A 22788-nucleotide genomic window follows, 5' to 3' on the forward strand; every position below is an offset into this window, starting at 1 on the left:
TGGCTAAGGACGGCTGAAGACTCACAAATCAAACAGTGTAGGTTCATACGGGATCTCTAATCTGGAGAGTGAATGCAGTGTTGAGCACGCCGCCGTGGGCATCAAACGGTCGCGCTGTTATGCCTGCGAAGTTGACTCAGGAGAATGAACAGCAGAGCGCAAGCCAGCACAACGGCGAACAGCAGGGGTGGAAAGCGCAACATCAGGCAGAGGGTCGTTACCACGACGCTGCTACCGGCGAGCAGGCAGATGAACATGAACAGCGTGAGAAAAAATCGAAGTACTGACATGGACGTTTTCCTGTAATAGGACGTTTAAAGTGTGAGTGACGGAGGGGAAGTGTTTGCTGGATTGGATCTCTAGAGATAGCTGTGCTCCAGGTTGCCAGCGGTATCGCTCGCGTTGAGTTTGTGCAGGTTTATGAGCGTTGTTCTTTGGCTTAAGCCACGAGTTGCAGCGCAGCATTCAGCGCTTTCTGTTTGATCACCGCCCCTTGGCCAAACCAAGCGGAATCCATTCGGTACTCCGAGCTTCGGGCTCGTCGCTCGTGATCCACGTACTCCGTTACCGCGTTCAGCAAGCCCCAGGCGGTACCGCGCGCGGACAATAGATCTGCACCCCGACCTTTTCCTTCGTACAGGCTTTGCACCTTCTCCATCGCTCGTTTATTGGGCAACACTTCGGGAATGGGGGCATGGGGGCTTGTGTTACACAACACGTCCATAAAGAAGCCTAGGGCTTCTTTCGACTGAACTCTGCGTTCGGCGAGGGTACGCATCCGGTACATGAACTCGTCCCATTGCGAGACGGCGATACCTAGTTGTTTTTTGACAGTTCGAGGATCAAAGCGCGTGCTGTGTGGCACCTTGATGGCGTGAGTGGCGCCGTTGAGAGAAATGCTCAAGGTGTTGTTGCAAACCACCCGCACGGTGGTGGGAGTGGCGGTAGTCGCCAGTGTGCCGTCACAGGAGGTTGCTAACAGCAGATAGCCGCTGACCTGATCATTGCCCTTCAATGTGGTCGCTTGCCCCGTTCTGGCGAGCGCCCAGAACTTGCGGCCACCTTTCAGCACGCCAGCGGTTTCCAGTTCGTAGCCCGAGAACTCCGTCAGGTCTCGGTAAAATTCCAGCACTTCTCGAGGCTGTACAACCTGATATCGGTGCGAAACCACCGACAACGGTGCTTTGGTGTCTGATCGATACAGCACTTTTTGCTCAGGAAACGTGTGAATGCAGCCCAAGTGAGCGGCGGCCTCGACTTGGAAGTGAACCGGGCTGTCCTGTATCTGCCAATTCATGCCCGCTTCTTGCTGCCAGACTTCCAGTGGTTGTTTTCCGGTAAGGCGACTGCCCAAGCCGTGCCAAGGGGTAGCGCCAACGTAAGCCATTTGGTCAATGAGATGAGACATGGGAAAGATTCCTTTGGGTGCAGGTCGGCATAAGTGCTGCACAAAGCGCAGCACGATCGGGGATTAATGTTGAGTAGGGGGGATTTAAGTAGGCAGGTTGAAGCGATGCCCGCAGACCAAGCAGTGGTTATTTGCCAATACATGGCGATCCAGTTTCTCGCCGAGCTCGGCGCCAATGGCACAACCACCTACACCGCCAGCGAGTCCGCCAAGAAGGGCGCCCGAGACCGTACCGATGGTGATGCCGAGCGGTCCGGCAAGCGCGCCGACAGTAGCGCCTATTTGGCTACCCGTGAGTATAGTACTCGCCCCTCGCGCAGCACCGCCTACGGCACCAATACTGGCCCCGATCGTCATTGCTGCTCTGAGGAAAGCAATCTCTTTGGAGTTACAGCGAGGGCACTGAAGTGACATGGTTTTGGTTTCCACGGTGGATGTTCAGTGTCGTGATATAGGCTTAAAAATCGTTCTAATTTTCGGGGAGGAGCAGGTGTGCACCTTGTGGCGGTGCCCAAAACCGGCAATTTTCAGTAAAAGCTGTACGGAGTTAGTTCCTGCTGAAAACGACTCCAGTGCTCGATGTGCAGAGTTAGTTCTTTGCCCGCCTTTGCGGCGCTTTTTGACTGCATTTTCGGCTGGAGTGGATCGCTGGGAAAAAAACTACTCGGATGCGTTATGGCATACGCACCGGCCAACATTCGGTCATCCACCTGAACGATCAGAGCAGCCCCCATAAAGCTGAGCAGTGCCTGGATGTACGAGAAGCTGCTGAGTGTCCGGGGTAGCCCAAGGCATGTCAGGGTCTAGAGACCCACGGTAAAGGTGACCTATCGCCGTTGCAAGCAGCAGGCCGGTATACGACTTCTACAGCGACGCACTTGCTCAGCTTGAATCAGAAAATCTATTCCGGGCTCAGGAAAAAAATACTCGTCGCTGCCGAGCTTTTTGTTGGATTGAGAGAGATTTAAAGTTCGATAACTCCCAAGCCAACAGCGAGAAGGCAAGTGACAAATTCAACATCTGTTCCCTACCCGAGAATTTTACGTCTCAAGCAACTGAGCGAACGCATAGGTCTAGGCCGGTCAACGATCTATGACCGTATGGACGCCCAGTCACCAAGGTACGACGCCACGTTTCCGAAACCGATCAAATTGGGGGCCGCGGCTATCGGCTGGATTGACTCCGAAATCACCACCTGGATTGAGCAGCGAATGTCTGCTAAGGAGGCGCGCTAAGTATTGAGCTGGAAAAGCCTTAGCTATTTTGTGTTGAGATCTCGCACTAACTCTGTATATAAAATTCTGCGATGTTTAAATTGAAAGGCCCACTGTTGATAGTGCTTTGATCAGAACTGTATTGCGTTATTGTTTCTGGTTTATATGTTATTAGTAGTTTATTGGTAGTTTTAGTAGCGTTGTTAATGAGTAAGTGTTGTCATTCTTAACGACAACCTGTGACTGTTGATGTGTATGAGTATGTGAGTAGGAGGTGTGTTTAGACAAGCGAAGTGGATGGGATTGGTCAGTAATCAAGTAGGTCGGTAACTTCAATTGATTAACGAGTCTTTGGAGAAGTGATGGTGCGCGCCTATGAGTGTTGACATTGAGGAGCGCTATACGGCGCTCGTGAGTAAGTTTGACTTGCACGTAGCAGATGTTGGTCAGGTAGGAGCTGTAGATGGAGGATTGATCTGTATATTGAAGGAGGCTTCTTTCTATGTAGGAGGTCTAGTGAAGTCGCAAGGAGACGCATTCAGACTAACTGCAACAGATGAGTTTGGTAACGCAAGTCTGGAAAGCTGCACTGCAGGTAAGTTGTTAATCAAGTTGGTAAGGATACACATGCCGGATGATAACCGGTTCAACGCCCTTTATACGCTTGAGCCATATCTGGAGATGGCAATGGGTAAGGTTAAGGAGTTCGGTCTGTATCAGCTCTGCACGTCCTGGAGGGCTACAGGGCCGGTGAGTGAAGTTGAAATGCTCATGAAGCACCTAAATGAATGTGTGAATCAGATTCGTCAAAGTGTCAAGACTAAAGCGTTCCAAGCACGGCTCAACAGCTATCAGCGGTCGAGCAACAAAAACTACAAGGAGCTCACCGGGTACGTTGATGCTTTGTTTGAGCGCTACTCAAGGCTGCTGGTGGTGAGGGTTGACCTTTCCTATTCGAAAGAGAACTCTAAAACCACCCAAGCGGAAGCTAAGCAAGATCGAGAACGCCTATTCGGGAACGCCAGGTCGAATAAATTGTTCAAAAATATGGTGGGCTATATTTGGAAGTTGGAGCACGGCCCGGTGAAGGGTTTTCATTACCACATGATGTTTTTCTTTGATGGGTCTAAGGTTCGAGAAGACGTGACCCTGGCTAGGCGGGTCGGGGAGTATTGGTCGGATGTAGTCACGAAAGGGCGTGGTCTGTATTTCAACTGCAATGCGAACAAGCACGCCTACAAGACCTGTGGGGTCGGGATGATCGACCATACTCAGTCCGCGTTACGTGAGGCTTTGCGAGGCGCGGTGATCTACCTCACGAAAACGGACCTTTACATGAAGCTGCAAACTCAAGGCCGGGGTATGGGCAAAGGGTTAAGCCCTGCCCCCAAAGGCGCCCGTGGTAGGCCAAGGGCTGTTTCGTCGTCAAGGGAGCGCATGGTCTAGGGGCATCGCCGCAGAGGCCCCTTAGAGGCGCTGAAGGCAGTCTGGTCGATGAATAAAATTCAATGCCGCTAATCCAGACTTTATCGTGCTTTAGCATGCTTGGTTTTTTCCCAAGCCTGATTAACGAGTACATCTTCACGTAGCCACGCGGTCAGCCATTTCTCAATATTTGAAATCTTTAGAGCAGGAATGTTATTTTTTTCAATAAATTCGGCCAAGGGATCTTCAAGGTGATAAACGGCTTTAATCTTTGTTGGCCACCCATTCTCAGGTTGTCGCTCCACTAGTAGTCTTGCTGCCTCGTTTTTTACCAGAAGGATAGATTTGTTTCGCCCTTGAGCATTTTTACTATTTTTGTCTGAGCGTTTATCAGCTTCCATCGCATTGATGGCGGCAGCAGATTTTTCTATGATTTCACCAATCATCAGGCTGGCGTAGTTGGTGAAAGCCCATGCTCGCTCGCGGTCCTTATGTGCCTCGGCGGTTCTTGCCAGTTCAAGGTATAAGCAGGCATATCTTACGTGACGCTGCAGTGTGTTGGTTTCTTCATCCTGCTTACTGTTTTGGTTCCTCCAACGAGTTTCCAGCTCGGCTTGTAGTGCTGGCTCGTTTGTGACTGCGCGGATAGCTTCCAGCAGCTGAGCATAGTCGTCGACATCAAGTGGCGAATCAAAAATGTGTTCCCGAAGCAGGCAGTGGTTTCTAGCAATGGCTTCACCTAGTGTAGTGAGGCCGATACTTTTATTCATGTTTATTGCGAATTGGGTCGGTGAAAATAGAGGTGGTTTGATTGCTTTCATTGTGTAGCTCTATGATTGATTTTTTAGAAATCCGTATCACGCGATACCTGACTTTCTAGGAGGGTAGCAAGGCCCGCGCACAAACTTCTCAGGGGCAGTGCAACCGACTGGAGAGTATTCTCATATATCGGATACTGGCAAGTGGGCATCCTCTGACACGTAATTTATCACTAAGCATCTCCGCTGGAAGTAGTTATGAATTTGCTCCACTCATTCATTAGAAGGCGTCGTTTATCGAGAAAGTCTGAGCGAGAGTAGGCCCCTTCAGTTTGGTCGCGCTCATCATGCGCTAGTGCCATCTCGCAAACCTCACGCGGATAGTGGGTACATTCGCCCGCCCAGTCTCGGAAGGAAGATCGAAAGCCATGGCGTGTGATGTGTTCATACCCCATGCTGTGTAGGAGTGTTCGTACTGCATTGGCGTGCATTACACCTGTCTTACCCTGACCAGGGAATAGAAAGGCGCTTCCTTCATTTCTCGGAATACTCCTCACCAGCTTCACCACCTCTTCGGGAAGCGGAATCACGAAAGCTATTCGCATCTTCATTCGCTCATCTGGGAGTGACCAAGTTCTAGCTTCTAGATCAAACTCATCCCAACGAGCGAATCTAACCATGTGGGCGCGTGCGCTCGTCATGATCAGCAGTTGAGCGGCCTGAGATGGAGGTGTCGAGTTTGCCCTGAGTTTTATCATTAACTCAGGCACTTCCTGCCAGCGCAAGGCTTCAAAGTGCTCACGCTTTCGAGCCTTCCTCTTTTCAGAGCGGCTCAGCAGGTTGTTTAAGTGCCCACGCCAGCGAGCAGGATTCTCACCTTGTCGCAGGTTGCGTGACTTGGCCGCATCTAAAACTTGCTCAATCTGGCCGCGTACCTCGTCAGCGGTTCTGGTCTTGGTGGCCCAGATGGGCTGCAACACCATAAGCACTTCGGGAGTGCCAATGTCTTCTGCTGACAGCTTGCCTATGTGAGGAAACGCATACAGCTCCAACTTTCGCAGCCATCCTTTGCGCCACTTCTCCGACCATGCCGCGCCGTGAGCATCGCAGTATTCGGTTGCGAGCGTTTCGAACTTCAGTTGCTTGGCTTCACTTGCACGCTGTGCTTCTCGTTGAGCAGCGCGCTCGACGTCTCTGGCTGCTAAGGGATCTATGCCGTCACTCAATTGAGTGCGTTTAGCACTGGCATCTTGCCTGGCCTTCTTGAGACTCACCTGAGGGAATGAGCCCAGCCCCATCTCTCTACGACGGCCCGCCAGTTGGAAGCGAAGCAGCCAGGATTTACGCCCGGTAGGCTTGACGACTAACCGAAGCCCGTCACCATCCTCATAGGTGCCGGGTTCGGTCAGATTTTCGACTTGTTTCGGATTGAGCTTACCCATTGGATTTCTCCTCTCGTCCGCTTTGTCCCCCCACCTGTCCCCCCACTCAGTCGTTGGATGGGGTCAAATTGCGTTGAACGCCATCGGACAGGGGAATGCCTGAAACCCCCGGAATAGCTAGGCTATCAGGAAGACTCTTGGATGGGGTAGGATTATATTGGACAATTAAAAAGCCGGCTTGTGGCCGGCTTCTCGGGGACTGCTTCAGCTTGTTTTTGACAAACCTCACCAGCCTTCAAATCGCTCAGCCCACGTTGCGTCGGGCTGAATAGTAGGGGCATCCGCGGGAACTCCTCCGCTTCGCCAGGCAAGGTGGATAGCGCGAAGCCACCCCCTGCCAAATGTGGGCGGCATGATACCCATATTCACTTCAAATGCCCACCTCAGGATCTGATTTAGAGCCTTCCCAGCCCAATAAATGCTCATCCAGCGGCACGGGCGGCCTGCGGTTATTCAACGTGGACCACCAGAACACCCAGCCCACGATCTGGAAGTTCTGTTCGAAGCGCTGTTCGTACGTCAGGTACTCGTCGGGATGTTCGCTGGCATTGTGGCTGCGCATGCGCAAACCGCCTCCCGGCCGGTTGTAGAGGTATTTGATGCGCAGCATGCCGTCGTGTTCTACCGCGTAGATTTCGCCGTCGATGATTTGGGTGCGGCCTCGGTCGATGGCGAGGGTGGCGCCTTGTTGGATGATGTCGATCATGCTGTTGTCGACCATGTAGGCGCCCAGGGCGCGGTCGGGTTTTACGTTGAGGGCCTGGAGGGTGTGCAGGGTGATGCGGACGCATTCGGTGGAGGTGAATGAGGGGTGGAGGTCGATCTCCACGTCGATTTTTCCTGGGGGGCAGGCGGGGTCTGCGAGGTATTTACCGCGTCCTTCGCGGGTGGGTGCGGGCAGTCCTTTTCGGGTGTCCGGGCCTTCCAGCAGGAAGTTGGCCGGTGGGTGCTTGGGGCCTTCGCCGGTGCGCAGCCAACGGCTGGAGATGCACAGCAGTTCTGCGATCTCGTTGAGTCGGCCCATGGGTACACCGCGCTTGAACCAGTTGTTCACGTGTTGAGGCGTGACACCACGGTTCTTGGCGAAGTCGGAGGCGGAAAGATGAACTTCCCGTAGTAGCGCTTTTAAACGATCACCTGATGTATTCATAAACGCAGAGTTTACTGGCCGGAATTACAGATCAAATAAACCATGCGTTGAGTTGCGCGTGTAGGCCTTTGCTTAGTTGTAGCCTAATACGTCGTATTAAAGAATCAGTTAAACGTTGTTTATAAAATGTTGAACTTGTCGTTTAATTTTTCCCACAAAAAAGCCCCGAATGATCGGGGCTTTTTCAATTGCCGAAGCAATGAGGAGCGGGTATCAGCCTTTGTAGGCAGCGACCGACTTCAGGATCTCGGCGCGGGCGGCGTCTGCGTTGCCCCAACCGTCGATCTTCACCCATTTGCCTTTTTCGAGGTCTTTGTAGTTCTCGAAGAAGTGCTTGATCTGTTCCAGCAGCAGTGGCGGCAGGTCGGTGTATTCCTTCACGTCCACGTACAGCTGGGACAGCTTGTCGTGTGGAACCGCGATCACTTTGGCGTCGCCGCCGCCGTCGTCGGTCATGTTCAGGATACCGACCGGGCGTGCGCGGATAACCGAGCCTGGGGTAACCGGGTAAGGGGTCACGACCAGCACGTCGAGGGGGTCACCGTCGTCAGCCAGGGTGTTGGGGATAAAACCGTAGTTGGCCGGGTAGAACATCGGGGTGGCCATGAAACGGTCAACGAACAGGCAGTCGCTGTCTTTGTCGATTTCGTATTTGATCGGCGCGTGGTTGGCCGGAATCTCGATGGCGACGTAGATGTCGTTCGGCAGGTCTTTGCCAGCCGGAATCTTGCTGTAGCTCATTGGGCGTTGCCCCCGTTAATTGGCCAAGAAACTTGGCCGGATTGGCCTAAAAGTGGCGGCGATTATAGGCACATTCCGCCGCCGATGCCATGCGCCAGACGTCGTACGGTCATTCGCCTTGCGGCTGATAACGCGGGTCGCTGGCTTGCAGGTGGGTGAGGCGGGCCAGGGGATCCTGGCGATAAAAGCGGCTGAGTTGGGCGTACACCTGGGGATAATGGCTGACCAGTAAATCCGGGGCGCTGAAAAAATATTCGCTGGTGACGGCAAAGAATTCCGCGGGGTTTTCGGCGGCGTAGGGGTCGATCTCGGTGTCGGCGTCCGGGTTGGCGTCCAACTGTCGGTTGAGGTCGTCGTAGGCGCTCTGCATCACGCTGGCCCATTCCTGCACGCGCATGTCGTTGTGCAGCGGCGGCAGGCCGTTGGCGTCGCCGTTGAGCATGTCGAGCTTGTGTGCCAGTTCGTGGATGACCAGGTTGTAGCCTTCCCAATTGCCGCTGGCGAGCACGCCGGGCCAGGCGAGGATGACCGGGCCTTGTTGCCAGGCTTCGCCGCTGTGCTCGCCGTCCCATTCGTGTTCGATGCCGCTGCTGTCGCGATGACGCTGGGGGCTGACGAAGTCGTCGGGGTACAGCACGATTTCGTGGAAACCCTGGTACCAGTCGAGGTCGCCGAGGTTCATCAGCGGCAGTTGCGCCTGGGCGGCGAGCAGCAGGCGTTGTTCCTGGTGCAGTTCGACGCCGGGCAAGGCAGTGAGGTGTTTCTCGGCGAGGAACACCACACAGGCTTCGCGCAGCCACTGGTCCTGCTCGGCGGTGAGGCCGTCGAGGAAGGTCAGGTGGTGGCGCACCCGCTGCCAGGTGTCATCGGCAATTGGGTGCTTGACCAGTAAGCGCTGGCGACGCCAGGCGCTGAGAGACCACATGGGCGCTTACTGCGACTTGGCTTGGGACGACGCGCGACCAAAACGGCTGCGGAACACGCCAATGATCATCGGCACCAGCGACAGCAGGATGATGAACACCACCAGCAGCGACAGGTTTTTCTTGATGAACGGCACGTTACCGAAGAAGTAGCCCAGGGTCACCAGGCCGCCGACCCAGAGGATGGTGCCCAGCACGCTGAAACCGAAGAAGCGCGCGTATGGCATTTTCGCGATGCCGGCCACGAACGGTGCAAAGGTGCGCAGGATCGGCAGGAAGCGCGCCAGCGTCACGGTTTTGCCGCCGTGCTTGTCGTAGAAGTCGTGGGTTTTTTGCAGGTAGTCGCGACGGAAGATTTTCGAGTTCGGGTTGTTGAACAAGCGTTCGCCCACCGTTCGCCCAATCACGTAGTTGGTGCTGTCACCCAGGATGGCCGCCAGCATCAGCAGGCCGCCCAGCAATACCGGGTCCATGCCACCACCTGCCGCCACGGCGCCGGCGATGAACAGCAACGAATCACCTGGCAGGAACGGCATGACCACCAGGCCGGTTTCGCAAAAGATGACCAGAAACAGAATGGCGTAGATCCACGGACCGTAATTGGTTACCAGCAGGTCGAGGTAAACGTCGAGATGCAGGATAAGGTCGAGCGGGTTGAAATCCATGGATGGCACCTGTGTGAATGGCCCGGCTCAGCAGGCCTGTGCGGAAGCTCGGGTTAATAAGGCTACAAGTGTATGCCGCATTTCTTACAACCCTGAAAGGTCCGCATTATACGGATTGGGAGGTGAAAAGCGTGTTGGTTTTGTAGCGGGGGATGTCGTGCAAAGGCAATCGCAGGCTCAACATTATCTGTAGGCGCTGGCTTGCCGGCGATAGCAGGCACCTCGGTGTATCAGCTGAGACCGAGATGATCCTATCGCCGGCAAGCCGGCTCCTACAGAAGCCTGCGTCGACATTAGATGGGGTGTGGGATCAATCTTCGCTGATCGGCAGCGTGTAGTTCTTGAACTCGGTGTCTTCGCGGAACCCGATCGACTCATAGGTCTTCTGCGCCACTTCGTTGTCGCTGCTGGTCGACACGCGCAGCCGTACCGCGTGGGTCTCCTTGGCCATTTTCTTCGCCGTGCGCATCAGGTTGTCCGCCACCAGTTGCCGGCGGGCGTCTTCGGCCACGTAGATGTCATTGAGGATCCACACGCGCTTGAGCGACAGCGACGAAAAGCTCGGGTAGAGCTGGCAAAACCCCAGCAATTTCTTGTCATCGTCATCCGCCAGGGCCAGGTAAATCACCGATTCCTTGCGGCGCAGGCGCTTTTCCAGGAAGGCCCGCGATGAGTCCGGAAAGGGCAGGGCGCCGTAGAACTCACGGTATTTGACGAACAGCGGGGTCAACAGGTCCAGGTGTTCCAGGGTCGCTTGAGTAATCCGCATGCCAGGCCTCAACTTCCAAATGGGGGATGACCACACAAGCGGCCGTGACTCGATGCTGCCTAATGGCGCGAAAAAGCGCAATCGTGCAGCGTTCAGTCATCCGGTGAACTGAGCAGGAAATTGCCTTTCATCAGGTCCGGATCATCCGATTCGATGGTCTGAACCTGCGCCTCGTCCTTGAGATTGACCCCCGACAGCTGCCGACGACACGCCTCTCGCATCAAGTAAAGCAGGCGGTGGGCGGCCATGCCGTAGCTCAAGCCTTCCAGGCGCACATTGGAGATGCAGTTGCGGTAGGCGTCGGTGAGACCCACCTTGGGGTTGTAGGTGAAATACAGGCCCAGGCTGTCCGGCGAACTGAGGCCGGGCCGTTCGCCGATCAGAATGACGGTCATCTTGGCCCCCAGTAACTGGCCCACTTCATCCGCCACCGCCACGCGGCCCTGTTCCACCAGGATGACCGGCGACAAGGACCAACCGTCAGCGCTGCTCTGTTCCTCCAGGCGTGTCAGAAACGGCAAGGTGTGTTTATGCACCGCCAGTGCCGACAGGCCATCAGCGACCACGACCGCCAAGTCCACGCCGCCGGGGTTGGCCGATGCATGGTCGCGCAGCAACTGGGCCGACTCATCGCTCAAGCGCCGCCCCAGGTCCGGGCGTTGCAGGTACATGTGACGGTCAGTGGCAGCACTGTGCAGCAACAGGCTGTCACGCCCACGCTCGGCTAACTGGCTACTGAGGCCTGCATGGTCGAAGGGCAAATGCACCGCGTCCCGCGCCTGGGCGTGGGCGAACTGGAAATCCAACTGCGCGCTGGTGGGGATGCTGGTGCCGGTGCGGCCCAGGGCAATACGGGCTGGCGTCAGGCGGCGCAGTTCCAGCCAAGGGTTGTCAGGCAGGTCGAGTTGCACAGGCGGCTCCTTCATCCCAATTGCGCCAAGGCTTGGCGAAACGCCGGTGGCAAGCTGTTGCCGAAGCGCACCTTGCCGTCGGCTTGCGTGAAGATGCCCATCTTGGCCAGCCACTGTTCAAACTCCGGCGCCGGCTTTAAACCCAATGTTTGGCGGGCGTACAGGGCGTCGTGGAACGAAGTGGTCTGGTAGTTGAGCATGATGTCGTCGGAGCCGGGGATGCCCATGATGAAGTTGATCCCGGCCACGCCCAGCAGGGTCAGCAGGGTGTCCATGTCATCCTGGTCGGCTTCGGCGTGGTTGGTGTAGCAGATGTCGCAGCCCATGGGCACGCCGAGCAGCTTGCCGCAGAAGTGGTCTTCGAGGCCGGCGCGGATGATCTGCTTGCCGTTGTACAGGTACTCGGGGCCGATAAATCCTACGACTGTATTTACCAGGAATGGTTTGAAGTGCCGGGCCACCGCATAAGCGCGGGTTTCGCAGGTTTGCTGGTCGACACCGAAGTGCGCGTTGGCCGACAAGGCGCTGCCCTGGCCGGTTTCGAAGTACATCAGGTTCTGGCCCAGGGTGCCGCGATTGAGGCTCAGCCCCGCTTCGTAACCTTCCTGCAGCACGCTCAGGCTGATGCCGAAACTGGCATTGGCGGCCTCGGTGCCGGCGATCGACTGGAACACCAGGTCCAGCGGCACGCCACGGTTGATGGCCTCGATGGAGGTGGTGACGTGGGTAAGTACGCAGGCCTGGGTCGGGATCTCGTAGCGCTGGATGATCGCGTCGAGCATCTCCAGCATGGCGCAGATCGAGGCGATGCTGTCGGTGGCCGGGTTGATGCCGATCATGGCGTCGCCGTTGCCGTACAACAGGCCATCGAGAATGCTCGCGGCGATGCCCGCCGGTTCGTCCGTGGGGTGGTTGGGCTGCAGCCGTGTGGATAAGCGCCCACGCAGGCCCATGGTGCCGCGAAACTGCGTGACCACGCGGATCTTCTGCGCCACCAGCACTAGGTCCTGCACGCGCATGATCTTGGACACGGCGGCGGCCATCTCCGGTGTCAGCCCAGGCGCCAAGGCGCGTAGGGAATGTTCATCGGCCGCGTCGCTGAGCAGCCAGTCGCGCAAGCCGCCGACGGTCAGGTGGCTGACCACGCTAAAGGCCTGTTTATCGTGGGTGTCGATGATCAGTCGGGTGACTTCATCGCTTTCATAGGGGATCAGCACTTCTTCCAGGAAGTGTTTGAGCGGGATATTTGCCAACGCCATCTGCGCCGCCACGCGTTCACCGTCGTTCTGTGCGGCGACGCCGGCGAGAAAGTCCCCGGAGCGGGCGGGGCTGGCCTTGGCCATCACGTCCTTGAGGCTGTCGAAGCGGTAGGTTTGAGCACCCACCGCGTGGGAAAAACTTGCCATACAGTGTCTCCTTGGCGACGCAGGCACGCGCCTGCGTCGAGGTTTACGGCTATCAGTGCAAGGCGGCCTCTGCGGCCTGGATCGCCGCGAATTCCTCTTCGGGCGTGCCCGCTACCAAGTGATGCCGGCTGTAGAAAGCAAAGTAAGCAATTAATACTCCATAGATGATCGCGGCGCCAATCACCACCCGTGGATCCACCAGAAAGCCCGCCACCACGGCCACGCAGGCCAGTACCAGGGCAATGCCGGAGGTGAAGATGCCGCCCGGCGTGCGGTACGGACGGTCCATTTTGGGGCGACGGATGCGCAGGGTGATGTGCGCGGCCATCATCAGCACGTAGGAAATAGTCGCACCGAACACCGCCACCAGGATCAGCAAGTCACCCTGGCCGGTCAGCGACAGGCCAAAGCCGATGATGCCGGGGATCACCAAGGCCAGCACGGGCGCCTTGCTCTTGTTGGTCTGGGACAGTTTGCGCGGCAGGTAACCGGCGCGGGACAGTGCGAAGATCTGCCGCGAATAAGCGTAGATAATCGAGAAAAAGCTCGCGATCAGCCCGGCTAGGCCAACCAGGTTGACGAAGCCGCCCATCCAGGTCGAGCCGCCATAGGACAAGGCCAGCGCCTCCACCAGCGGGTTGCCGGACTTGATCAGCGCATAAGTGCCGGCGCCGCCCGGTGCGATCACCAGGATCAGCAAGGCAAAACTGGTCAGCACCACAATGGCGCCGATCAGGCCGCGCGGCAGGTCGCGCTTGGGGTTCTTGGTTTCTTCGGCGGCCAGGGGCACGCCTTCTACGGCGAGGAAGAACCAGATGGCATAGGGAATCGCCGCCCACACACCCACGTAGCCAAACGGCAGGAAGGTGCTGGCGCCCTTGGCTTCGGTCACCGGGATGTCCAGCAGGTTGGCGACATTAAAGTGCGGCACCATCGACACCAGGAACACGCCCAGGGCAATCGCGGCCACGGCAGTAATCACAAACATCAACTTCAAGGCTTCGCCGACGCCGAAGATGTGGATGCCGATAAAGATGATGTAGAACGCCAGGTAGATCATCCAGCCGCCGATGCCGAACAGCGACTCGCAATACGCGCCGATGAACACCGCGATGGCGGCGGGCGCGATGGCGTATTCGATCAGGATCGCGGTGCCGGTGAGGAACCCGCCCCAGGGCCCGAAGGCGCTGCGGGCAAAGCCGTAGCCACCGCCGGCGGTGGGGATCATGGAAGACAGTTCGGCCAGGGAAAAACACATGCACAGGTACATGGTGGCCATCAGTAAAGTGGCGAGGAACATCCCGCCCCAGCCGCCTTGGGCCAGGCCGAAGTTCCAACCGGCGTAGTCGCCGGAGATCACGTAGGCGACGCCAAGGCCGACCAGCAGCACCCAGCCGGCAGCACCTTTTTTCAATTCGCGTTGTTGGAAGTAGTCGGTGCCGACTTTTTCGAAGTCGACGGAGGATCCAGTGGGTTCGCTAGGCATTGGAAAGTACCTTCCATTCTTATTGTTTTTAACTCGGCCTCTGTGTGCCGAATGAGGTAGCAGCTACTTGCGAAGTTCAAATGTGGGAGCTGGCTTGCCTGCGGAAGCGTTTGGTCAGCTAACACCTACTTGGCTGATACACCGCTTTCGCAGGCAAGCCAGCTCCCACACTTGATCTCATTTCAGGTGGAGAGCGGGTCGCCTGCTAGGAGGCTAAGTTAGAAGAAGCCCAGCGGATTAATGTCGTAGCTCACCAGCAAGTTCTTGGTCTGCTGGTAGTGATCCAACATCATCTTGTGCGTTTCACGCCCCACGCCGGACTTCTTGTAACCGCCGAACGCGGCGTGCGCCGGGTACAGGTGGTAGCAGTTGGTCCACACGCGGCCCGCCTTGATCGCCCGGCCCATGCGGTAGGCGCGGTTGATGTCGCGGGTCCACACCCCGGCCCCCAGGCCGAACTCGGTGTCGTTGGCAATGGCCAGGGCCTCGGCTTCGTCCTTGAAGGTGGTGATGCTCACCACCGGGCCGAAGATTTCTTCCTGGAACACGCGCATTTCGTTGGTGCCCTTGAGCAGGGTCGGCTGGATGTAATAGCCGCCAGCCATATCACCGGTGAGCTTCTCGACCTTGCCGCCGGTGAGCAGTTGCGCGCCTTCGCCCTTGGCGATTTCCAGGTAGGACAGGATCTTGTCGAACTGCTGCTCGGACGCCTGGGCGCCGACCATGGTGTCGGTGTCGAGCGGGTCGCCACGTTTGATCGATTCGATCTTCTTCATCACGACTTTCATGAAGTCGTCGTAGATCGACTCTTCCACCAGCGCGCGGGAAGGGCAGGTGCACACTTCGCCCTGGTTGAAGAACGCCAGCACCAGGCCTTCGGCTGCCTTTTCGATGAACGAAGGTTCGGCTTTCATGATGTCGGCGAAGAAGATGTTCGGCGACTTGCCGCCCAGTTCCACAGTGGATGGAATGATGTTCTCGGCCGCCGCATGCATGATGTGCGAGCCCACGGGCGTGGAGCCGGTGAAGGCAATCTTGGCAATGCGCTTGCTGGTCGCCAGCGCTTCGCCGGCTTCCTTGCCGAAACCGTGCACCACGTTCAGCACGCCCGGTGGCAGCAGGTCGCCGATCACTTCCAGCAGCACATTGATACCCAGCGGGGTTTGCTCGGCAGGCTTGAGCACCACGCAGTTACCGGCGGCCAGGGCCGGGGCGAGTTTCCATGCGGCCATCAGCAGCGGGAAGTTCCACGGGATGATCTGGCCAACCACGCCCAGTGGTTCGTGGAAGTGGTAGGAGGCGGTGTGTTCGTTGATCTCGGCGCTGGTGCCTTCCTGGGCGCGGATGCAGCCGGCGAAGTAGCGGAAGTGGTCGGCTGCCAGCGGGATGTCGGCGTTGAGGGTTTCACGCACGGCCTTGCCGTTGTCCCAGGTTTCGGTGATGGCCAGCAGTTCGAGGTTCTGTTCGATGCGGTCGGCGATCTTCAGCAGGACCAGCGAGCGGTCCTGGGCCGAGGTTTTGCCCCAGGCGTCAGCGGCGGCGTGGGCGGCGTTCAGTGCTTTGTCGATGTCTTTGGCGGTGGAACGCGGGAACTCGGCGATAGGCTTGCCGTTGACCGGAGAGGTGTTGGTGAAATAGTTGCCATCGACCGGCGCAACGAATTCGCCACCGATGTAGTTGCCGTACTTGGCCTTGAACGAAACGATGGCGCCTTCAGTACCGGGGTGTGCGTAACGCATGGTGGGTATCTCCTGGCTCTTATGTTTATTGGGAGTGCAGCGCAACGAGCGCGTTATAAAGCGTAGAGCAAAGGTTGGGCCACTGCTTTGCGGGCCAGGTAAATCAAGGGTTTAGGGTTTGTTGCAAGGCGTTGCTGTACCAAGGGTGGTACAGGCGGTGTGACAGTTTGTGCCACCTTTGATACAGCCGGTGACCGGTGAGTCTGCCCGGGATTGCAATGGCTGGAGGCCTGGGGGATGCTGGGCGTTCTCACGCAGGGAGAATAATAAGAAATGCACAACGATCATTTTAGTCGCCATGCCCAGCAAGTCCTCACCGTGGCCCATGGTCGCGACCCATCCAGCGATCCCTCCATCGCCCGCTCCTGGCTGCGTTGTCTGGAGGACTATCACCTCGACCCTGCGCAAACCATTGCCCCCACCGTGCTGGAACACGGGCGCCTGCTGGAAAGCCGCGAGCGCCTGCAACAGGTGCTGCATATCGCCGGCAGTGAGATGAACAGCCTGCACCAGCAGCTTTCGGGCGCCGGCCATGCGGTGTTGCTGACCGATTCGCGGGGCGTGATCCTCAACTGTGTCACCGCGCCGTCCGAGCGCAAGATCTTCGAACGCGCCGGGCTGTGGCTGGGCGCCGATTGGAGCGAGGCGTGCGAAGGCACCAACGGCATCGGCACCTGCCTGGTGGAGCGCCAGTCCCTGACCATTCACCGTGATGAGCATTTTCGTGGCCGGCACACCGGGCTGACCTGTTCGGCCAGCCCGGTGTTCGACCCCCATGGTGATTTGCTGGCGGTGCTGGATGTGTCATCCGCACGGGAGGCGGTGTCGCGTCAGAGCCAGTTTCACACCATGGCGCTGGTCAATCTGTCGGCGAAGATGATCGAGAGTTGTTACTTCCTGCGGCATTTTGAAAACCACTGGTTGCTGCGTTTTCATTTGCAGGCCGAGTCGGTGGGGTTGTTCAGCGAAGGGCTGTTGGCGTTCGACGGTGAAGGCCGGATCTGCGCGGTCAACCAGAGCGCGATGAACCTGCTGGGGCGACTGCGCGGCGGTTTGCTGGGGCAACCGGTGGAAGCGTTTTTCGATTGCTCCCTGGACCAACTGCTCGGTCGAGCCAGCGCCAACGCCACGGCCAGTTGGCCGCTGCGCACCCGTGATGGACGGCCACTGTTCGCCGCATTGCGCGGTCAGTCTCGCAGCGTGCCTGCCCCCATGGCCAAGCCGGTGCCGCCTCAGTTGTCCGGCATTTGCCTGGGCGATCCGGCGCTGCAAAATGACTTTCGCAAAGCGCTGCGGGTGTTTGAGCGTGATGTGCCACTGCTCATCAATGGCGAAACCGGCTCCGGTAAAGAAGCCTTCGCCAAGGCTGTGCACCGCGCCAGTCAGCGCACCGATAAAGCGTTTGTAGCGCTCAATTGCGCCGCCATTCCGGAAAGCCTGATTGAAAGCGAGTTATTCGGCTATCGTGGCGGCAGTTTCACTGGTGCCCTCAAGGATGGCATGCGCGGTAAGCTCCAACAGGCCGACGGTGGCACTCTCTTCCTTGACGAAATCGGCGATATGCCACTGGCTTTGCAGACCCGTCTATTAAGGGTGCTGGAGGATCGCCTGGTGGTCCCCATCGGGGGCGAGCCTCAAGCCGTGGATGTCCGGGTTATCAGCGCCACGCACCGTAATTTGCATGAGCGCGTGCGGGACGGCAGCTTCCGCGAAGACCTGTATTACCGGCTTAACGGCCTGGAAATCGGCTTGCCGGCGTTACGCGAGCGCAGTGACAAGTCGCAACTGTTGGACTTCCTGCTGGGGGAGGAGGCCGGTGAGCAACCGGTCAGTGTGGAGCCCGCAGCGCGCGAGGCATTGCTGGCCTTCGCCTGGCCGGGCAATGTTCGTCAGTTGCGCACGGTATTGCGCACACTGGTGGCACTCAGCGATGACGGACGGATAGGGTTGTTGGATCTGCCCGCTATGGTGCAATGCCCCCCTGTTCAACACGCCAGCGAGTCACCCCTCGATGATGCCGAACGACAGACGTTGCTGACGGCATTAGAGCAACGGCACTGGCATATGACGTACACGGCGCAAGCGCTGGGTATAAGTCGTAATACGCTTTATAGGAAATTGCGCAAGTATAAAATCAAACGGCCTGTGGCGGTATCCAGTTAATGTAAGTGTGCCCTGAAGCAACGCTGTCTAACTCGGGTAGTGGCGATTTATCTAATAGGCTGTGGCTTGTACAGGCTGCAGGGAACTGTTTTGCTGCCGGTGACCACGTAATGAACAGAAGTCATAAGGCTTCGCTATTGGGTTTAATACCTGTTTATTATGAGGTGACGATATGCCGCTAATCAAACCACCCCCCGCTCACTTGCCCAAACCTCCGCCGGTGCCGCCTAAAGCGATTCCGCATTACGCGCCTCCAGGCAGTTCTTATAATAAGCAAGGGCAACTGGTCAATAAACAAGGTCAGTTGCTCAATGACAAAGGACAGGCGGTTAATAAACAAGGTCATCTGATTAATTCGAATAACCAGCGGATCAATGCACAGGGGCAGCGGGTTAATAACAGTGGTCAGGCGATCGATAATAAGGGCCGTTTGATCAATGAAAAGGGGCATTTGATAAATACCCAAGGCAAGCTTATCAATGAGAAAAATCAACTCGTCGATACCCAAGGCCGCTTGGTCGATCACTCGGGCCGCTTGGTCAATACTGAGGGGCACTTGGTCGATAGGGACGGAAAGCGCGTCAATCGAGAAGGCTTTCTGATTGATAGCACTGGAAGACCGCTCGATAAGAACGGCAAGGTAGCAAGGGATAAGGCCAGTGCCGTCAAGGGCAATAACGAACCTCATGAACATCTGCTTCCGCCCACAATCAGCCAAAAGGTCCTCGATTGGAAGAACAAAGTGCCAGCGCCCGCTGCTACGCCTAAAATGACGATTGCGGAAGCCACGACCCGGATGATGAATGCCGAAAAAATGGTCAAGTCGGGCGTGATTCCATCGTCGCCATCTGCGGCGCGTGTCGCGCGCGATGCAGCGATCAGTGCTGGGATAACAGGGGTGGTGTCTGCGCCAATTAACATTGGGGCATATGCTGGGTCTACGGCCGCTTCCGAACAAATCAAGGCTTCGTATCTGCCTCAACCCATGATTCCGCCGACGCCCAGCGGGAAGTCAGTGGTCGAACGTCCAGAGGCGCCGGCGACCCCTGACCTCGATAAGCTCTATGCGAGAATGAATGAGGCTCAGGTCCTGGCGTTCACGGTGTCCAATCAGTCGATGGCGCTCAAGTTTGGGGATACCGAAACGGGATTCGTGCCGAATCAAAACTGGTCGAAAGATCCGCTTGAGCGCATGAGCCAACTTGAGAACCTATTGGACTTCGCTGAACAGCATACGAAGGAAGTTGCCAACCAATATGAAGTTTTCTTCAAACCTCATCTGGCTATTGAACCCGCTGCCCAAGGGCTTGACGGACTGGAAAGTCGTATGGACACACTCGAGGCACGAATAGCCAAGCTGAATAAGGCACAGGCTGATATCTTGCTAAAAATGGACAAGCCTGCCAGTAAAGAGTGAACCGCTCAGTGCAGGATTTCGTTGTTGGCTTTTGCAGTGCATATTAATTTCTCAGCGTCGATAGGGGAGGTATAGTCGACGGTTATTGGTGATAAGCCTGACGCTGAATGGAGTATCTGTGACAGGCTTTTCTGAAACATTGCCCGGTAACGCGCAATCGCTTTCGGAGGTGTCGCTATGATTTCCAATCATCTGGATTCATCACGTTTTATGTCGCTCTACCCTCAGTCTGAATCGCCGATAGATAATAAGTTTGAGGGTGCAACTCCTCCCGATATATCCAAAACTTTCCCCCCTTCACGCTATCGACGCAGTGCGGCGTCTTCTTCATCTTCACACGTGGCTGATTATGGTGGGCTGCTAACTAAAGACGTCCCTTTGGCGGCTGACGCCCAGGCCAAATTACGCCAGATAGTTGCCACTTGGAAAGCCGCTCAACCGAAAGTAAGCACTGATGATGCCAGCGGTGTGCCGAGCCTTATCGAACGCTTGCGGCTTACCCTTCCTGAACCTTTACGGTCTGGTAAGGATGAGCCTGAAAAAACCCTTAAAGCCATTCTCGATTCTCCAGAAGGTCTTGCGTTGGCCAGGTTACTCCAGGACAGCATCGACGCAGTACCCACGGCTACCAGTCTGCAGGAAGTACTGCTTAGCGCGCTATTGTTGGATGTGGATTCGGCAGGAGGCCTGGAGCGTAATAATCTGGCTGGGTACTCGTTGCGTCAGCCAGACAACTGGGGTTACAGCGCTGCGCAAATTGTCACGCGTTTTGAAGCGCATCTAGCCACCCGGTTCGGCGAAGCCAATGCCAAAATCATCGCTTTTCAACTGTTGTCGGTGTCCGCCCCCGAGTTTCTGGTAAAGGATCTGCCCTCGGCGCTGGTGTATGGTTCCCACCAATGGGCCACCTTCAGTGCAGCGGTGGCTCGCCAAGAGGCGAGTGACCCGGGATCGACGTCTGCGAAAACCTATGCGCAGATCATGAAAGACGATGAGATAGCGCCTGTTTCGGAGCTTGAAAAGCGTCAGCAACAACTCGCTCAGATGACGGCCGTTATCGACTGGGGTATTGCCAACGGCGTCATTGTTGAAAAAAGTGATGATGCGTACACCCCACAGGAAGTCGAAAGCGCATTGAAGGCCATGCAAGCACAGCATAAGGCTTTGGCTGATTCCATTGATGCGCTGTCCACGCCGATGCCAACCCGACGAGAGTTGGCCCTCGTTGAGCTGCGGCGCGTGTATGGCGTCGAAAATGAAGCTTTTTTTGAGCAGAAGCTGCTGGCGAATATCCCACCGGGGTCGCCTGGTCGAAAAGCCTATTCGCTGCTGGATATTTACATGTCAGGCGACCTGGGTAAGCACTTCTGGATATCCAGCGACCTTGACTTCAATACCGTGAAAGTGAATGCAGGCTTTCCGAAGTTGCCAAACATCAAACAGCAGTTTGATGAAAGCTTCGACAAATACACCCAAGGGCTCAAAGACGGTTTTGCCGCGCAGTTCAAATATCAGCTCTCATTGCTCCCGCTCGATGACCGGCGGCTGATTGAATACGGCAAGGTCACGACATTCACCCTCCAGAAGCCCAATGCCAATCAGGGCCCTGTCAGCGTTGATCATAAAATTCAAGCGTATATACGCAGCGGCGCGGTACTTATCAGGGCTGAACGTGATGGGACGGTTTGTCATTATCTGTATTCACCGGCGATGGGCCGAATCATCAAGGATGCCGACCCTTCCAGGCCTGGCCTGCAGTTTCCAGGCTCTCGTTTGTACTTCTCGATGTCGCTGCCTGATTCGCCGGGCGGTAAAGAACCGTCGGTCACTATCCTGTGGAGCACAGTCGGTAGTACATCGCCGAAAAACGACCCGGTAGACTTTTCCGCCTATCGTATCTACCCGTCCAAATCGTTGGAGGCCGGTATACCCGGAAAGCATCCCGCCCCGCCGGCGACTTTTTTTTCGCCTAAAACCGATGAACTGTCAGCCGCTGTCGGTGCTTATTTCACGCGAGGCTTGGATGAGGCGAAAACAACAGCCAATGGCAGCACAGAGCAAGAGCGGGAAAGCGCGCGTTCAGAGGCCGTCAAGGCGTTCTTTTTAGGATTGATTCCTTTCTACAATGCGGTTGAAAGTTTTATAAATGGCAGGCCCGCTGAAGGTTTTTTCAATTTAGTGCTGGATTTGTTTGGCTTTTTTATTCCGGGGCTAAAAGGCGGGCTCCAAGGCGTCAAGCACGGTGTTAGAGCCGGATTGGGTACAACGCTGAACTTCATCAAGGGGTTTGGCAAAGCCGGCGTGAAGGCGCTTAACCCTCTAGCAGATATTTATGACGTGGGCCGTGGTGTATTTAAACTGGGTAAGGCAGGCTTTAAAAAAGTCAGCCGTCTTGGCGGGCGCGGCGGCAGTTTTGATCTTCCCCAAGTAGGCAACAATCACGGGATTGCCGAAGGCCTCTACAGGCCGTTGGGCGCTAATGGCGATGCGGTTAACGTCATCGCCGTGGAGCGCAACGGAAAATGGTATGCCTTCGACCCTGTGACTCAAACGCCATACGGCGCGCCATTGAAGGGCTTTGCCCGGCACTCTCCTTCCGCTTCTGTCGGTCCGTTCGAGCGCCGGGTAACTGAGGCGGTGACCGATGCTGGCTTAGACGCTGCTATCACTGAGACGCAAATTGCTTTCCAAAAACACTACGAGCGTCCTGCCGCACCTGACGGCGGTGTTAACCCCGGCGACGTAGAAGTAGTGGACCTGGGGCCGATAGTTGCACCCGTTGACCCTGCCCTTCGAGCTCGTCTCGACGCTGCAACGCGGGGCGCCGGTGAGTTGGGTACGTTATCGTTGCAATTGGCGCCGGGTGTTGTGGTAGACATCCCGAAATGGTCCAGCGAACCGCTGCAGGTCGTCGACCAGTTGGAGGCTTTCCTGGCGTTGCTCGAGGAGCTCACTATTGATATTGCACAGGCTTATGAGGTTTTTTTCAAACCGTACAAACACGAAGCCTCCGTCAGTCAGGGCAACGGCGGCGTTGCGGATCGACTGAATACAATTGAGAAAAAAATAGCTGCCATACGTGACGCGCTGACGAAGGTGCCAGCACCGCATAAACAAGCCGTCGCATAGCGTGGGCGGCTCACCTAAAGAGTGCGATTTCCCCCGCCCTGC

The 22788-nt window shown here is 56.5% G+C and carries 19 protein-coding genes; 6 read left to right on the forward strand and 13 right to left on the reverse strand.

What is annotated here, in order from left to right:
• Positions 1-119 precede the first annotated feature (119 nt).
• Positions 120-287: a hypothetical protein gene (locus CWC48_RS30185; protein WP_157806822.1), complete on the forward strand. Its 168-nt coding sequence runs from the start codon at positions 120-122 to the stop codon at positions 285-287.
• Between the two features lie 152 nt (positions 288-439).
• Here the strand turns inward: CWC48_RS30185 and CWC48_RS14250 are convergent, their stop codons facing one another.
• Both CWC48_RS14250 and CWC48_RS30545 read right to left on the reverse strand, forming a co-directional pair.
• On the reverse strand, positions 440-1408 hold the full coding sequence (locus tag CWC48_RS14250; protein WP_100492072.1) for a DUF932 domain-containing protein: 969 nt from the start codon (positions 1406-1408) through the stop codon (positions 440-442).
• An 84-nt stretch (positions 1409-1492) separates the two neighbouring features.
• Positions 1493-1822, reverse strand: coding sequence for a hypothetical protein (locus CWC48_RS30545; RefSeq protein WP_100492073.1), 330 nt, complete (start codon positions 1820-1822; stop codon positions 1493-1495).
• A gap of 590 nt (positions 1823-2412) precedes the next feature.
• On the opposite strand from CWC48_RS30545, the gene CWC48_RS14265 reads away from it, so the two are divergent.
• Both CWC48_RS14265 and CWC48_RS14270 read left to right on the forward strand, forming a co-directional pair.
• Positions 2413-2643 carry an AlpA family transcriptional regulator gene (locus tag CWC48_RS14265; RefSeq protein WP_177409491.1) on the forward strand — a complete coding sequence of 77 codons (231 nt, stop codon included), beginning with the start codon at positions 2413-2415 and terminating at the stop codon, positions 2641-2643.
• A 354-nt stretch (positions 2644-2997) separates the two neighbouring features.
• Positions 2998-4068: an inovirus-type Gp2 protein gene (locus CWC48_RS14270; protein ID WP_100492075.1), complete on the forward strand. Its 1071-nt coding sequence runs from the start codon at positions 2998-3000 to the stop codon at positions 4066-4068.
• 80 nt (positions 4069-4148) lie between these two features.
• On the opposite strand, the gene CWC48_RS14275 is transcribed toward CWC48_RS14270, so the two are convergent.
• From CWC48_RS14275 to CWC48_RS14330, 11 genes are all read right to left on the reverse strand, one after another.
• Complete coding sequence (locus tag CWC48_RS14275) at positions 4149-4868, reverse strand: hypothetical protein (protein WP_100492076.1); 720 nt, start codon at positions 4866-4868, stop codon at positions 4149-4151.
• A 170-nt stretch (positions 4869-5038) separates the two neighbouring features.
• Positions 5039-6247 (reverse strand): integrase arm-type DNA-binding domain-containing protein, encoded by a 1209-nt coding sequence (locus CWC48_RS14280; RefSeq protein ID WP_100492077.1) that lies wholly within the window; start codon positions 6245-6247, stop codon positions 5039-5041.
• Between the two features lie 370 nt (positions 6248-6617).
• A complete protein-coding gene (locus CWC48_RS14290; RefSeq protein WP_078050354.1) occupies positions 6618-7397 on the reverse strand; it encodes a S24 family peptidase in 780 nt (259 codons plus the stop codon).
• A gap of 213 nt (positions 7398-7610) precedes the next feature.
• A complete protein-coding gene (ppa, locus tag CWC48_RS14295) occupies positions 7611-8138 on the reverse strand; it encodes an inorganic diphosphatase (RefSeq protein ID WP_003219382.1) in 528 nt (175 codons plus the stop codon).
• 109 nt (positions 8139-8247) lie between these two features.
• Positions 8248-9063 carry a zinc-dependent peptidase gene (locus CWC48_RS14300; protein WP_100492080.1) on the reverse strand — a complete coding sequence of 272 codons (816 nt, stop codon included), beginning with the start codon at positions 9061-9063 and terminating at the stop codon, positions 8248-8250.
• A gap of 6 nt (positions 9064-9069) precedes the next feature.
• Positions 9070-9726 (reverse strand): DedA family protein, encoded by a 657-nt coding sequence (locus CWC48_RS14305; protein WP_078050352.1) that lies wholly within the window; start codon positions 9724-9726, stop codon positions 9070-9072.
• 310 nt (positions 9727-10036) lie between these two features.
• Complete coding sequence (locus tag CWC48_RS14310) at positions 10037-10495, reverse strand: N-acetyltransferase (protein ID WP_017528964.1); 459 nt, start codon at positions 10493-10495, stop codon at positions 10037-10039.
• A gap of 92 nt (positions 10496-10587) precedes the next feature.
• Positions 10588-11421: an ethanolamine ammonia-lyase subunit EutC gene (gene eutC / locus CWC48_RS14315; RefSeq protein ID WP_078050351.1), complete on the reverse strand. Its 834-nt coding sequence runs from the start codon at positions 11419-11421 to the stop codon at positions 10588-10590.
• Positions 11418-12812: an ethanolamine ammonia-lyase subunit EutB gene (locus CWC48_RS14320; RefSeq protein ID WP_099491085.1), complete on the reverse strand. Its 1395-nt coding sequence runs from the start codon at positions 12810-12812 to the stop codon at positions 11418-11420. The genes eutC and CWC48_RS14320 overlap by 4 nt, the downstream gene beginning before the upstream one ends.
• A 52-nt stretch (positions 12813-12864) precedes the next feature.
• Positions 12865-14298: an ethanolamine permease gene (gene eat, locus CWC48_RS14325; RefSeq protein WP_078050349.1), complete on the reverse strand. Its 1434-nt coding sequence runs from the start codon at positions 14296-14298 to the stop codon at positions 12865-12867.
• A gap of 218 nt (positions 14299-14516) precedes the next feature.
• Positions 14517-16037: an aldehyde dehydrogenase family protein gene (locus tag CWC48_RS14330; RefSeq protein ID WP_100492081.1), complete on the reverse strand. Its 1521-nt coding sequence runs from the start codon at positions 16035-16037 to the stop codon at positions 14517-14519.
• Positions 16038-16310: 273 nt separating this feature from the next.
• Between CWC48_RS14330 and CWC48_RS14335 the strand changes: the two genes are divergently transcribed.
• From CWC48_RS14335 to CWC48_RS14350, 3 genes are all read left to right on the forward strand, one after another.
• Positions 16311-18200: a sigma-54-dependent Fis family transcriptional regulator gene (locus CWC48_RS14335; RefSeq protein ID WP_100492082.1), complete on the forward strand. Its 1890-nt coding sequence runs from the start codon at positions 16311-16313 to the stop codon at positions 18198-18200.
• A gap of 172 nt (positions 18201-18372) precedes the next feature.
• Entirely contained in the window at positions 18373-19617 is a 1245-nt protein-coding gene (locus CWC48_RS30190; protein ID WP_157806823.1) for a hypothetical protein, read from the forward strand.
• 177 nt (positions 19618-19794) lie between these two features.
• Positions 19795-22746 (forward strand): hypothetical protein, encoded by a 2952-nt coding sequence (locus tag CWC48_RS14350; RefSeq protein ID WP_157806824.1) that lies wholly within the window; start codon positions 19795-19797, stop codon positions 22744-22746.
• Positions 22747-22788: the final 42 nt, after the last annotated feature.

The sequence above is a fragment of the Pseudomonas sp. S10E 269 genome, assembly GCF_002798465.1.
Lineage (GTDB): Bacteria > Pseudomonadota > Gammaproteobacteria > Pseudomonadales > Pseudomonadaceae > Aquipseudomonas > Aquipseudomonas pergaminensis.

Coding starts and splice junctions, on each gene's coding strand:
- CWC48_RS30190 (WP_157806823.1), top strand. CDS start 18,373: ATGCCGCTAATCAAACCACCCCCCGCTCACTTGCCCAAACCTCCGCCG.
- CWC48_RS14330 (WP_100492081.1), bottom strand. CDS start 16,037: ATGCGTTACGCACACCCCGGTACTGAAGGCGCCATCGTTTCGTTCAAG.
- CWC48_RS14320 (WP_099491085.1), bottom strand. CDS start 12,812: ATGGCAAGTTTTTCCCACGCGGTGGGTGCTCAAACCTACCGCTTCGAC.
- CWC48_RS14300 (WP_100492080.1), bottom strand. CDS start 9,063: ATGTGGTCTCTCAGCGCCTGGCGTCGCCAGCGCTTACTGGTCAAGCAC.
- CWC48_RS14290 (WP_078050354.1), bottom strand. CDS start 7,397: ATGAATACATCAGGTGATCGTTTAAAAGCGCTACTACGGGAAGTTCAT.
- eat (WP_078050349.1), bottom strand. CDS start 14,298: ATGCCTAGCGAACCCACTGGATCCTCCGTCGACTTCGAAAAAGTCGGC.
- CWC48_RS14275 (WP_100492076.1), bottom strand. CDS start 4,868: ATGAAAGCAATCAAACCACCTCTATTTTCACCGACCCAATTCGCAATA.
- CWC48_RS14350 (WP_157806824.1), top strand. CDS start 19,795: ATGATTTCCAATCATCTGGATTCATCACGTTTTATGTCGCTCTACCCT.
- CWC48_RS14305 (WP_078050352.1), bottom strand. CDS start 9,726: ATGGATTTCAACCCGCTCGACCTTATCCTGCATCTCGACGTTTACCTC.
- ppa (WP_003219382.1), bottom strand. CDS start 8,138: ATGAGCTACAGCAAGATTCCGGCTGGCAAAGACCTGCCGAACGACATC.
- CWC48_RS30185 (WP_157806822.1), top strand. CDS start 120: ATGCCTGCGAAGTTGACTCAGGAGAATGAACAGCAGAGCGCAAGCCAG.
- CWC48_RS14335 (WP_100492082.1), top strand. CDS start 16,311: ATGCACAACGATCATTTTAGTCGCCATGCCCAGCAAGTCCTCACCGTG.
- CWC48_RS14250 (WP_100492072.1), bottom strand. CDS start 1,408: ATGTCTCATCTCATTGACCAAATGGCTTACGTTGGCGCTACCCCTTGG.
- eutC (WP_078050351.1), bottom strand. CDS start 11,421: ATGAAGGAGCCGCCTGTGCAACTCGACCTGCCTGACAACCCTTGGCTG.
- CWC48_RS30545 (WP_100492073.1), bottom strand. CDS start 1,822: ATGTCACTTCAGTGCCCTCGCTGTAACTCCAAAGAGATTGCTTTCCTC.
- CWC48_RS14270 (WP_100492075.1), top strand. CDS start 2,998: ATGAGTGTTGACATTGAGGAGCGCTATACGGCGCTCGTGAGTAAGTTT.
- CWC48_RS14280 (WP_100492077.1), bottom strand. CDS start 6,247: ATGGGTAAGCTCAATCCGAAACAAGTCGAAAATCTGACCGAACCCGGC.
- CWC48_RS14310 (WP_017528964.1), bottom strand. CDS start 10,495: ATGCGGATTACTCAAGCGACCCTGGAACACCTGGACCTGTTGACCCCG.